The sequence below is a fragment of the Bacillus cereus group sp. BceL220 genome, assembly GCF_051776965.1.
Lineage (GTDB): Bacteria > Bacillota > Bacilli > Bacillales > Bacillaceae_G > Bacillus_A > Bacillus_A cereus.
The window spans coordinates 1-11,763 of sequence record NZ_JBPWBC010000001.1 but is presented as its reverse complement, the minus strand read 5'-3'; the positions used below and the strand labels follow the sequence as shown (position 1 = coordinate 11,763).

Sequence of the window (11,763 nt, the reverse complement as noted above, 5' to 3'; positions counted from 1 at the left end):
ATATTTTGATATATCTTAACGTATAGAACAAAATCTTTCGCACAGTACTCTTACATAAATTTCAAAATTTAGTTTGGAAGGGGATGTACAAGAGTTGGATAAAAATCTAAAGAAAGATCTCAAAATACGCCACATTACAATGATCTCAATTGGCGGCGTAATAGGGGCTGGTTTGTTTGTTGGAAGTGGTGCCGTTGTACATTCGGCAGGACCTGGTTCTATCGTTTCATATGCATTAGCAGGACTTCTAGTCATTTTCGTCATGAGAATGCTAGGAGAAATGGCAGCTGTAAATCCGACAAGTGGTTCATTTGCAACGTATGCAAGAGAAGCAATTGGTCCATGGGCGGGTTATACAATAGGCTGGTTATACTGGTTTTTCTGGGTAATTGTTATTGCAATAGAAGCCACAGCAGGTGCTGGTATTATCCAATATTGGATTCCACAAATACCGCTATGGTTATTAAGTTTAATATTAACAATTTTATTAACGCTGACGAACGTTTTTTCGGTGAAATCATTTGGAGAGTTTGAATATTGGTTTTCTTTTATTAAAGTAATAAGTATTGTTTTGTTCCTTTGTCTAGGTCTTGCTGTTATTTTAGGATTTGTTCCAGGAACAGAAGCACCCGGCACTTCGAATTTAATTGGACAAGGTGGGTTTATGCCAAACGGTATAAGTTCGGTCTTGCTTGGAATTACTGTTGTTATATTTTCATTTATGGGATCAGAGATTGTAGCAGTAGCGGCTGGTGAATCTGCAGAACCTGTAAAAGCAGTAAAAACAGCAACAAACAGTGTGATTTGGCGTATTCTTGTATTTTTTATTGGGTCTATAGCGGTAGTTGTTACGCTACTGCCATGGAATTCAGCTAACATATTAAAAAGTCCATTTGTAGCTGTACTTGAACATATAGGAATACCAGCGGCAGCACAAATTATGAATTTTATCGTTTTAACAGCTGTACTTTCTTGCTTAAATTCAGGCTTATATACAAATTCAAGAATGCTTTTTTCAATGGCAGAAAGAGGAGATGCGCCAAAGTCATTTTTAAAATTGAACAGTAGTGGTGTTCCTGTTCGAGCGGTTTTATTTGGAACGGTCTTCGCTTATATTGGAGTTGTTTTTAGTTACATTTCTCCAGATAAAGTCTTTTTGTTTTTAGTGAATGCATCTGGCGGGATTGCGTTACTAGTTTATCTCGTTATTGCAGTTTCGCATTTAAAGATGCGTAAAAAAATGGGGAAAGTAGAACAAAAAAATTTGAAAGTGAAAATGTGGCTTTTTCCGTATGTAACGTATGTTACAATTGCTGCTATTATAGCAGTTTTAGTTGCGATGTTCGCAATTGATACTTTACGTTCACAAGCACTTTTAACAATGTTTGTTACAGTTCTTATCATACTTTCTTATTTTATTTTTAATAGAAATAAAAATAGCACAGTTTTGAATCCTAAAAGTAAGAATGAGGAATCTGTTCGATTCTAATTTTCTTATTTTCGAAGAGAGTTACACCCAGTCATTGCTATAAAAGAATCATATATAATCATAGAAACAAGTAATTACTATTGTCATAGTGGATATAAACTTTTTTCTTGACTTTTTATACGAAGGCGAGCAAAATGGTAAAAAAGGAAGGGGGGGATGATGATGGAAGAGTACGTATTAGAGCTGTATAACCTGTTATATACGACAGAATGGCAAGATATTGTTTCGTTTCTAGGAATAGTATTTTGCATGAAAATTGTAATTGTATATATGGAAGAGCAAGGTATGTTCTATTCCTTCTCATCTCCGTTCGATGTGCAGCGCGAGCCGTTGCTAAACTATGCCAATGTGAATTACGAACAATTTCCTTTTGTAGTTTTCTTTATGATTCGATTTATTACAGCAATTGTAAAGAAGAAGGAAAGTGATGATGAAGAGTGCCACGCAACTTGTAAGGTAGCTAACGTTTTTTAAGCTAAATACAAGGAGGAGATTTATATGTGGTTTCGATTTCTTATGATTGGTTTCTTTTCATTAACAGCAATTTCATTAATGGGATATCAAGTGTCTGAAATTTTTCAAGCATATAGCGATACATTTTTTAACAAAAATTAATCGCGTTGCTATTTGAATAATAAAGCGATAAAATCCTTCTTAAGAAGTTTTATTAAGAAGGATTTTTTTCTTTGTTTTGTCTTGCTGTGTCAAACTATTGTCACATTTACACTGTGAATAATATGTTAAAATAGTGAGGTTACGTATACATACTTGAAGGAAGAGGGAGTGACCATTTTGGTGGATCAATCAACAAATCAGAAAAGCTATGCTCCTATTGTGATAACGCTTTCTGTAATTGTAAATGCGATTATTTTATTTTTGTTCTTTGGACCTGTTGGCTATGAAGGAGAAGTACATTTTGATGTAACGATTTTACCAATGTTAAACGCGATTTTTAATAGCTTTACGTTCGTATTTTTATTAGCAGCGTTATTCTCTATTATTAAAAAGAATGTGAAAATGCATCGTGGTTTCATCCTTGCAGCATTTACGACAACTTTACTATTTTGTGTGTCGTATTTATCGTATCATTACTTAGCACCGGCAACACATTTTGGCGGAGAAGGATTCATTAAATATGTGTATTTCATCATTTTAATTACACATATTATCCTAGCAGCAATTATCGTACCACTTGCATTGTTTGCACTTGTATTTGGTTTTACAAATCAATTAACACGTCACCGTAAAATTGTACGTTGGACAATGCCAATTTGGTTATATGTAAGTTTATCTGGTGTTATTGTGTACTTAATGATCTCACCTTATTATCAATAAAAGTCTCAGCCTTTAGGCTGGGGCTTTTTTGTTAAGCAAATCTTTTTGTGAAATGAAAAAAATATGGTATACAAAAGTATAGTTGCTTTTCAAATAGAAGGGATGGTAAAGAAATATGCAAAATTTTGTATTTCGTAATCCAACGAAACTTATTTTCGGTAAAGATCAATTAGAACAGTTAAAAACTGAAATTCCACAGTTTGGTAAGAAGGTTCTTCTCGTATATGGAGGAGGCAGTATTAAAAGAAACGGTATTTATGATAATGTGATTTCTATTTTAAAGGATATTAATGCAGAAGTATTTGAATTGACGGGTGTTGAACCGAATCCTCGTGTATCAACTGTAAAGAAAGGGATTCAAATTTGTAAAGATAATGGAGTCGAATTTATTTTAGCAGTTGGTGGAGGAAGTGTAATCGACTGTACGAAAGCGATTGCTGCTGGTAGTAAATATGATGGAGATGTATGGGATATTGTAACGAAAAAAGCATTTGCTAGTGAGGCATTACCATTTGGTACTGTACTTACTCTTGCTGCGACAGGTTCTGAAATGAATGCAGGCTCGGTAATTACAAATTGGGAAACGAATGAAAAGTATGGATGGGGAAGCCCAGTTACATTCCCGCAGTTTTCAATTTTAGATCCAGTTCATACTGCATCTGTGCCGAGAGATCAAACGATTTATGGTATGGTAGATATTATGTCACATGTATTAGAACAATATTTCCATCATGGAACGAATACAGAACTACAAGATCGTTATTGTGAATCTGTTTTAAAAACAGTAATTGAGACAGCTCCCAAGCTTTTAAGTGATTTAGAAAATTATGAACATAGGGAAACAATTTTATATTGCGGAACGATGGCGTTAAATGGTATTTTAGCGATGGGAGTAAGAGGTGACTGGGCAACTCATAATATTGAACATGCAGTTTCTGCTGTTCATGATATACCGCATGGAGGCGGCTTAGCAATTCTATTCCCTAACTGGATGAAGCATGTCGTAGATGAAAATGTAAGTCGTTTTAAACAGTTCGCTATTCGTGTATTTGAAATAGAAACAGATGGAAAAACAGATAAAGAAGTGGCGTTAGAAGGAATTGAGGCACTGCGTCAATTTTGGACTTCAATTGAAGCGCCAGCAACATTAGCTGATTACGGTATTGGAGAAAATGAAATTGATATAATGGCTAATAAAGCGATGGCGTATGGTGAATTTGGTAACTTTAAAAAATTAAATAAAGATGATGTTCTAAGTATATATAAAGCTTCTTTATAAGTGAATTTAGAAAAGAAACCTATTTGATTGTTTGATCGAATAGGTTTCTTTTTTTGCTTTTTATAAACGTTTATGAATGTTTGTGATTATTTTTGATTGTTTATGGTTGATTTTTGTGACCGTTTTCATTATACTGTAATCAAAGAAGAGGTGAATAAAATGTTAACTCCTGAACGTCATCAAATGATATTGCAACTTGTAAAAGAACAGAAAGTTGTAAAATTACAGCAATTAGTTGAAAGAACAGAAAGCTCTGAGTCGACAATTCGCCGTGATTTAGCACAATTGGAAAAGCAAAGGTTATTAAAAAGAGTTCATGGTGGTGCCGCTGTTTTAACAGGAAAAGGGCAAGAACCAACGATGGTTGAAAAATCATCCAAAAACATTCAAATAAAACAACAAATTGCTAATTATGCAGCTAGCGTTGTTGAACAAGGTGATTGTATTTATTTAGATGCGGGGAGTACAACATTTGAAATGATTCCATTTTTAATCAATAAAGATGTTACTGTCGTTACGAATGGACTTATGCATATTGAAGCTTTAGTTGAAAATAATATTCGTGCGTATTTACTAGGCGGAATGATGAAGAGTAGGACGAAAGCTTTAATCGGTGCTATGGCACAGGAAAGTATGCAGAAGTATCGCTTTGATAAATGTTTTTTAGGTGCAAATGGTGTACATGAACAGCTTGGCTTTACAACGCCAGATCCAGAAGAAGCGCTCCTAAAACAAATGGCACTAACATTAGCAAACGAAGGATATTTCTTAATTGATGAAAGTAAGTTTTCAGAAGTTGCGTTTGCGAAAATTGCAAATGTTGAAGATGCAAATATTATTACAAACCATTTAGAAATTGATTTAGAAAAATATAAAAAACAAACCAATGTAATTGAGGCTGATAAACAATGATCTATACAGTTACTTTAAACCCATCTATTGATTATGTAGTGCAAGTTCCTTCTTTTGATTTAGGAACAATAAATCGAGCGGAGAAAGATATGAAGTTTCCTGGAGGAAAAGGAATTAATGTTTCTCGTGTTCTTCAGCGTTTAGGTGTTAAAAATATAGCACTTGGATTTACTGGTGGATTTACTGGTCAATTTATTAAAGAGGTATTACATGACGAAGGTGTAACAACAAACTTCGTCCAAGTAGATGAAGATACTCGCATTAATGTGAAAATAAAAGGGAAAGAAGAAACAGAATTAAATGGCCAAGGTCCTATTGTAACAAAAGAGCAGTTCGAACAGTTAATGAAAAAAATTGAGAGTATGCAACCTGGAGATTGTGTTGTACTCGCTGGGAGTGTACCAGTCTCTATTCCAAGTACCTTTTACGAATCAATCGCTGCGTTTGGAGCTGAAAAAGGTATTCGTGTAGTAGTAGATGCAAGTGGAAGTGCACTGCAACATGTAATTAAAAATAAGCCATTTTTAATTAAGCCAAACCACCATGAACTTGGTGAGTTGTTTGGAGTGGAGCTTTCAACAGTAGAAGACATTTTACCTTATGGAAGAAAATTAATTGAACAAGGTGTAAAACACGTTATCGTATCGATGGCTGGAGAGGGAGCTTTATTATTTACGGCAGAAGGTATATATGAAGCGACTGTTCCAAAAGGTGTTGTAATTAATTCAGTTGGGGCCGGAGATTCTCTTGTTGCAGGGTTTGTAGGCAAATATGAACAGACAAAAGATATTGAAAAGGCATTTCAATACGGCGTTGCAACAGGGAGTGCAACAGCATTTTCAGCTGATTTATGTAAGAAGGAAAAAGTAGAAGAATTATTGTCGCAAGTAATTGTAGCTAAGCGATAGGGGGAAGCAACATATGAAAATTACAGAACTATTAAAAAGGGATACAGTCATTATGGATTTGACAGCTTCAAATAAAGAAGCTGTCATAGATGAATTAGTTGAGAAATTAAACGGGGCAAATCGTTTAAATAGTAAAACGGAATTTAAAGAAGCTATTTTAAAGCGGGAGTCCCAAAGTACGACTGGAATAGGGGAAGGTATTGCAATACCTCATGCGAAGACAAAGGCTGTTAAACAACCATCGATTTGTTTTGGTAGAAGTGTAAGCGGTATCAATTATGAGTCGCTTGATGGACAACCGGCATACTTATTCTTTATGATTGCTGCAAGTGAAGGAGCGAATAATACTCATTTAGAAACGTTGTCTCGTTTATCGACATTATTAATGGATGAAGGGTTTCGCAAGCAACTATTAGAAGCGAAGGATGAAAGTGAGCTTCTTCAACTATTTGATGAAAAAGAGAATGAAAAAGAAGAAGAGATTGAAGTCGCAAAACCAGAAGGAAATGAACCGTACGTACTTGCTGTTACAGCTTGCCCAACTGGAATCGCTCACACATATATGGCGGCGGATAGCTTAAAAGCAAAAGCGGCAGAGTTAGGAATAGCGATTAAAGTTGAAACGAACGGATCAACAGGTATTAAAAACGGTTTAACGAAAGAGGATATTGAACGTGCAACAGCTATTATTGTTGCGGCAGATAAACAAGTAGAAATGAATCGTTTTGCTGGTAAACATGTCATTCAAGTGCCAGTTGCTGATGGGATTAGAAAAACGGAAAATCTGCTTAAACGAGCTGTCAAACAAGATGCACCAATCTTTAAAGGTGTAAAAGAGGATGGGAAAACAGAAAGTATTGAGAGAGAAAAAGGATTAGGAATTTATAAGCATTTAATGAGCGGTGTAAGTAATATGCTTCCATTCGTTGTTGGTGGCGGGATTTTAATAGCGCTAGCATTTTCGTTTGGTGGTATAAAGGCGGAAGGTCCTTTAGCTGAATTGTTCATGTCAATTGGTGGAGGAAAAACAGGTGCATTTTTATTCCTTGTACCAATTTTAGCTGGATTTATTGCAAGCTCTATTGCTGATCGTCCTGGTTTTATGCCTGGTGTTGTAGGTGGATTTTTAGCGGCGAATGCGAATGCTGGATTTTTAGGTGGATTAATTGCTGGTTTCTTAGCTGGATATGTTGTTTTAGGGTTAAAAAGATTATTTTCAGGACTACCAGTACAATTAGAAGGAATTAAACCTGTTTTGTTATATCCAGTCTTTGGATTATTGATTACAGGAGTTGTAATGCAAAAAGTAGTAATTCCGCCTGTAGTAGCATTAAATGAAATGTTGACAGGGTGGTTAAATGGTTTAAATGGTACGAATGCTATATTACTAGGTCTTATTTTAGGTGGTATGATGGCAATTGATATGGGTGGTCCAATTAATAAAGCGGCATTTACGTTTGGTATTGCTGCAATAGAAGCACAGAATTTTGGAGTGCACTCAGCAGTTATGGCTGGTGGTATGGTACCGCCACTTGCGATTGCATTCGCAACTACATTCTTTAAATCAAAGTTTACAGAAGCGGAACGTAAATCTGGTTTAACAAATTATATTATGGGAGCATCGTTCATTACAGAAGGTGCGATTCCGTTTGCAGCTGCAGATCCGGTTCGAGTAATCGTAAGTTGTGTTGTTGGTTCAAGTATTGCAGGTGCGTTATCTATGTTATTCCAAATTACATTACCGGCACCGCATGGTGGATTATTTGTAATAGCGTTAGTAAATAAACCGTTACTATATATTTTCTCTATATTAATTGGAACAATTGTCTCGGCTATTATGCTAGGTGTTTGGAAAAAGAAAGTTCAATAACAAATAAAAAGAGAGTAGCTTTTAGTAGCTGCTCTCTTTTTATTACAAAAAAATAAGTTAACAATGGAATATTGATGTTTTTTGGTAAAAGATGTAACGAATTGTGAATTTTTTGTAACAAAAAAGTAACACTGTAATTTTTTCTGGAAAAAAGTTCTTGTGCTCGTATATGAAAAATATATGAAAACCACTGGAGATTGTATGAGAAATACATTTTATTAATATGGAAATTTATGTTACAACTCGTTAATTGTATATTACGAATGCTTTGTAATTGTGTGATTTCTAAAAATTCTAAAAATCTGTTGCTATAATGAAAATACGAAAACAAAGCAAATGGAGGCTATTCATGAAAAAATTATTAAGTATAGCAACAGCAGCAGTTTTTGGTCTTGGGATTTTTGCGGGTTCTGCTAAAGCGGAAACAATTGTAACAACAGACGTATTAAATGTTAGAGAAAACCCAAATGTAGAGTCAAAGCTTGTAGGTAAAGTGTTAAGTGGGAATACACTAGATGTTATAAATACAGAGAATGGATGGACAAAAATTAAGTTAAACGGTAAGGAAGCGTTTGTAAGTGCTGATTTTACAAAGAGCACATATTATGTAACGGCGGGCGTATTAAATGTTCGTGCTGGAGCGAATACTGATTCTGAAATTTTAGGTAAACTTAATAAAAATGATGTGATTGAAACGACGAATCAAGTTCAAAATGAATGGTTACAATTCGACTACAATGGAAAAGTCGGATATGTTCACGTGCCATTTTTAACAGGAACGGCACCTGTAATTGAAAAGAAAGAGGTTGTAGCTCAAGAAGAAGCGCCGGTTAAAAATAATACAGCAGTTAAGAATAAAGAGTCTGTTAAGAGTAACGATTCTATTAAGAATGTAGAATCAAGTAAACCTGTGGTAAAAGAAAAGCCGGCTGCAAAACCAGTTGCGAAATCTACTGAAACAAGTGCGCCTACTGGTGGTCGTGAAATTACAGTAGAAGCGACGGCATATACAGCAGATCCGAGTGAGAATGGTTCGTATGGTGGTCGTGTATTAACTGCAATGGGGCATGATTTAACAGCAAATCCAAATATGAAAGTAATTGCTGTTGATCCGAAAGTAATTCCGCTTGGATCAAAAGTATGGGTAGAAGGATATGGAGAAGCGATTGCTGGAGACACTGGTGGTGCGATTAAAGGAAATCGTATTGATGTATTAGTCGGTTCAGATGGTAGTGCTAATAGCTGGGGGCGCAAATCTGTAAAAGTGAAAGTTATACAATAGGTTATCGATATTAATATAAAAAGCGGTTGCTTGAAATTATGTAAGCAGCCGCTTTTTATGGATTATTGAAAGGGATAAATAGTTTTACCTGTAATAATTTTATATGCACTGCAAAATTGTGTTTGTATATATTCTGTATTTTTATTTTCTGGATGTGATGTTGTTTCATGGAGAGTAGAATGAAAAGCCCGTAGTAAACAATTTAGGGCGAAGTATAATTCCTCTTGTGAACAATTTTGTTCTTTTGTAGAAGTAGCTAAAATGAGGTCTTTTGTCAAAGATGAAAAATTGATGGTGGATTGTTTCATAGTTAACTCATCCTCTCGAAACTATTTTTATCATGTATATGCAGAATTGGACAAACTATGTTCTTTTTTATATGTAATTTCATGTACCGAAATGAAAGAACTTGCAATCATGCCGTTAAAATTGGTAAGATTGGGTATAATCAATAGATGGAGTATATTACATAAAGAGAGTTGAATGCTATGGGAGAAGTGCAACGTGAAAAAGTTGCTGTCATCATTGGACCAACAGCTGTTGGAAAGACGAAGTTAAGTATCGATCTTGCCAAAGCGTTGAACGGTGAAATTATTAGTGGTGATTCCATGCAAATCTATCGAACGATGGATATTGGAACTGCAAAGGTAACACAAGCAGAGATGGACGGAATTCCACATTATATGGTCGATATAAAAAATCCGGAAGATTCATTTTCTGTCGCGGAATTTCAAGAACGTGTTCGCAAACATATTCGAGAAATTACAGAACGTGGTAAATTACCAATTATAGTTGGTGGGACCGGTCTTTATATACAATCTGTTTTATTCGATTATCAGTTTACAGATGATGCTGGTGATGTGATATACCGAGAGCAAATGGAAAAGTTAGCTTTAGAACGCGGTGTGGAATATGTACATAAAAAATTGCAAGAAGTAGATCCGGAAAGTGCGGAGCGTATTCATGCAAATAATGTACGACGTGTCATTCGGGCGTTAGAAATTTTCCACACGACGGGTGAAAAAATGAGTGACCAAATTGAGAAACAAGAAAAAGAGTTACTCTATGATGTTTCATTAATTGGCTTGACAATGGATCGAGAAATGCTATACGATCGCATTAACTTACGAGTGGATTTGATGATGGAACAAGGCCTATTAGAGGAAGTAGAAGGTCTGTATAATAGAGGGATACGAGATTGTCAATCTATTCAAGCAATTGGATATAAAGAAATCTATGATTATTTTGAGAATCGAGCCCCTTTAGAAGATGCGGTATCACAATTAAAGACGAATTCGCGTCGTTATGCAAAGCGTCAATTAACGTGGTTCCGTAATAAAATGGATGTCACGTGGTTTGATGTTACAGACGGTGAAAAAACGTCAGAAATTTTACGATACATAGAAGGAAAGTTACAAGTAAAGTCGAATAATAGTAAGTAGAGAAAAAGAGGAGGATTCGACATGAAGCAATCAATCAATATTCAAGATCAGTTTTTAAATCAACTCCGTAAAGAAAATACGTTTGTTACGCTGTACTTATTAAATGGTTTCCAGCTTCGTGGACTAATTAAAGGATTTGATAATTTTACAGTCCTGCTGGAAACAGAAGGTAAGCAACAGCTTATTTATAAACATGCAATTTCTACATTTGTACCACAAAAAAATGTTTCAATTGAATTAGAATAGTAATGAATTATTGTACATAACAAAAAAAGAGCGAGTTTCCTCGCTCTTTTTTTATTTGTCATAAACAATCTATGATGAAATTTAAGCGATTCTAAATACAGTAAGGCGGATGTTAGTATTTCCTGTCGCAGGGATCGTAATCTCATTAAGAGTAGATTGAACAGAAATTCTTGCACCAGCTGCTAATGTTTCGATTGTAGTAAATGAAAGTGAGTCGCCTATTAAATTTGAAGAGAAATTATCAGTTGCGACTGCTCCATTAATTGAAATTCCTACTCCGAGTGGAGCGCATCCTGGCGCAGTTGTAGAAATGGATACGCTAATTACATAAATACCACCGTTAATAACAGTAACTGTATCTGTGCCGTTGAAGATAATATTGTTTACGTTAATTGCAGTACTAAAAATAAAGTTATTAAATTGCAGTACTGTTTGCTGAATATTGTTTGTTACAACAATTGTTGCTATAGGGAAGCTAGGTCCAGTTGGCCCAGTAGGTCCGGTAGGTCCACCAGAAGGTCCAGTAGGTCCAGTAACTCCTATACCAGTAGCGCCGGTAGCACCAGTAGCACCTGTGTTACCTTGAACGCCTTGAGGTCCAGTAGCGCCGGTAGCACCAGTAGCACCTGTGTTACCTTGAACGCCTTGAGGTCCAGTAGCGCCGGTAGCACCAGTAGCACCAGTAGCACCTGTGTTACCTTGAACACCCTGAGGTCCAGTAGCGCCAGTAGCACCCGTGTTACCTTGAACGCCTTGAGGTCCAGTAGCGCCGGTAGCACCAGTAGCACCTGTGTTACCTTGAGCACCTTGAGGTCCGGTAGCACCTGTGTTACCTTGAGCACCTTGAGGTCCGGTAGCACCTGTGTTACCTTGAGCACCTTGAGGTCCGGTAGCACCTGTGTTACCTTGAGCACCTTGAGGTCCGGTAGCACCTGTGTTACCTTGAGCACCTTGAGGTCCAGTAGCGCCGGTAGCACCAGTAGCACCTGTGTTACCTTGA

General features: G+C 36.0%; 12 protein-coding genes. 10 read left to right on the top strand and 2 right to left on the bottom strand.

Annotated elements, in window-relative coordinates; translation table 11 throughout:
* The first annotated feature begins 94 nt into the window (after positions 1-94).
* From gabP to entD, 8 genes are all read left to right on the top strand, one after another.
* On the top strand, positions 95-1,489 hold the full coding sequence (gene gabP, locus ACS2FK_RS00060) for a GABA permease (protein WP_000360114.1): 1,395 nt from the start codon (positions 95-97) through the stop codon (positions 1,487-1,489).
* A 159-nt stretch (positions 1,490-1,648) separates the two neighbouring features.
* Positions 1,649-1,963 (top strand): hypothetical protein, encoded by a 315-nt coding sequence (locus ACS2FK_RS00055; RefSeq protein WP_106824336.1) that lies wholly within the window; start codon positions 1,649-1,651, stop codon positions 1,961-1,963.
* A gap of 318 nt (positions 1,964-2,281) precedes the next feature.
* On the top strand, positions 2,282-2,824 hold the full coding sequence (locus ACS2FK_RS00050) for a DUF420 domain-containing protein (protein WP_000228315.1): 543 nt from the start codon (positions 2,282-2,284) through the stop codon (positions 2,822-2,824).
* A 115-nt stretch (positions 2,825-2,939) separates the two neighbouring features.
* Positions 2,940-4,103, top strand: a complete 1,164-nt coding sequence (locus tag ACS2FK_RS00045; RefSeq protein ID WP_001179068.1) for an iron-containing alcohol dehydrogenase — start codon at positions 2,940-2,942, stop codon at positions 4,101-4,103.
* Between the two features lie 159 nt (positions 4,104-4,262).
* Complete coding sequence (locus tag ACS2FK_RS00040; RefSeq protein ID WP_000957288.1) at positions 4,263-5,015, top strand: DeoR/GlpR family DNA-binding transcription regulator; 753 nt, start codon at positions 4,263-4,265, stop codon at positions 5,013-5,015.
* Positions 5,012-5,923, top strand: a complete 912-nt coding sequence (pfkB, locus tag ACS2FK_RS00035) for a 1-phosphofructokinase (protein ID WP_023522800.1) — start codon at positions 5,012-5,014, stop codon at positions 5,921-5,923. Before ACS2FK_RS00040 ends, pfkB begins: the two co-directional genes overlap by 4 nt.
* Before the next feature lie 13 nt (positions 5,924-5,936).
* A complete protein-coding gene (locus ACS2FK_RS00030; protein ID WP_063548405.1) occupies positions 5,937-7,793 on the top strand; it encodes a PTS fructose transporter subunit IIABC in 1,857 nt (618 codons plus the stop codon).
* Between the two features lie 349 nt (positions 7,794-8,142).
* The gene (gene entD / locus ACS2FK_RS00025; RefSeq protein ID WP_023522798.1) at positions 8,143-9,075 is read left to right on the top strand and encodes a cell wall-binding protein EntD; all 933 of its coding nucleotides are present in this window, start codon (positions 8,143-8,145) and stop codon (positions 9,073-9,075) included.
* Between the two features lie 62 nt (positions 9,076-9,137).
* On the opposite strand, the gene ACS2FK_RS00020 is transcribed toward entD, so the two are convergent.
* On the bottom strand, positions 9,138-9,383 hold the full coding sequence (locus ACS2FK_RS00020) for a hypothetical protein (protein WP_000814431.1): 246 nt from the start codon (positions 9,381-9,383) through the stop codon (positions 9,138-9,140).
* Positions 9,384-9,563: 180 nt separating this feature from the next.
* On the opposite strand from ACS2FK_RS00020, the gene miaA reads away from it, so the two are divergent.
* Together miaA and hfq are read left to right on the top strand one after the other, a co-directional pair.
* Complete coding sequence (miaA, locus tag ACS2FK_RS00015; RefSeq protein WP_000504953.1) at positions 9,564-10,517, top strand: tRNA (adenosine(37)-N6)-dimethylallyltransferase MiaA; 954 nt, start codon at positions 9,564-9,566, stop codon at positions 10,515-10,517.
* A gap of 21 nt (positions 10,518-10,538) precedes the next feature.
* Complete coding sequence (hfq, locus tag ACS2FK_RS00010) at positions 10,539-10,763, top strand: RNA chaperone Hfq (protein ID WP_000813896.1); 225 nt, start codon at positions 10,539-10,541, stop codon at positions 10,761-10,763.
* Positions 10,764-10,844: 81 nt separating this feature from the next.
* Here the strand turns inward: hfq and ACS2FK_RS00005 are convergent.
* On the bottom strand, positions 10,845-11,763 hold a 919-nt coding region (locus ACS2FK_RS00005), incomplete at its 5' end, for a Gly-Xaa-Xaa repeat protein (protein ID WP_438899281.1).

Excerpts from the sequence above, each read along its gene's own strand:
- ACS2FK_RS00045 (WP_001179068.1), top strand. The coding sequence starts at position 2,940 with ATGCAAAATTTTGTATTTCGTAATCCAACGAAACTTATTTTCGGTAAA.
- entD (WP_023522798.1), top strand. The coding sequence starts at position 8,143 with ATGAAAAAATTATTAAGTATAGCAACAGCAGCAGTTTTTGGTCTTGGG.
- miaA (WP_000504953.1), top strand. The coding sequence starts at position 9,564 with ATGGGAGAAGTGCAACGTGAAAAAGTTGCTGTCATCATTGGACCAACA.
- pfkB (WP_023522800.1), top strand. The coding sequence starts at position 5,012 with ATGATCTATACAGTTACTTTAAACCCATCTATTGATTATGTAGTGCAA.
- hfq (WP_000813896.1), top strand. The coding sequence starts at position 10,539 with ATGAAGCAATCAATCAATATTCAAGATCAGTTTTTAAATCAACTCCGT.
- ACS2FK_RS00030 (WP_063548405.1), top strand. The coding sequence starts at position 5,937 with ATGAAAATTACAGAACTATTAAAAAGGGATACAGTCATTATGGATTTG.
- ACS2FK_RS00020 (WP_000814431.1), bottom strand. The coding sequence starts at position 9,383 with ATGAAACAATCCACCATCAATTTTTCATCTTTGACAAAAGACCTCATT.
- ACS2FK_RS00055 (WP_106824336.1), top strand. The coding sequence starts at position 1,649 with ATGATGGAAGAGTACGTATTAGAGCTGTATAACCTGTTATATACGACA.
- ACS2FK_RS00040 (WP_000957288.1), top strand. The coding sequence starts at position 4,263 with ATGTTAACTCCTGAACGTCATCAAATGATATTGCAACTTGTAAAAGAA.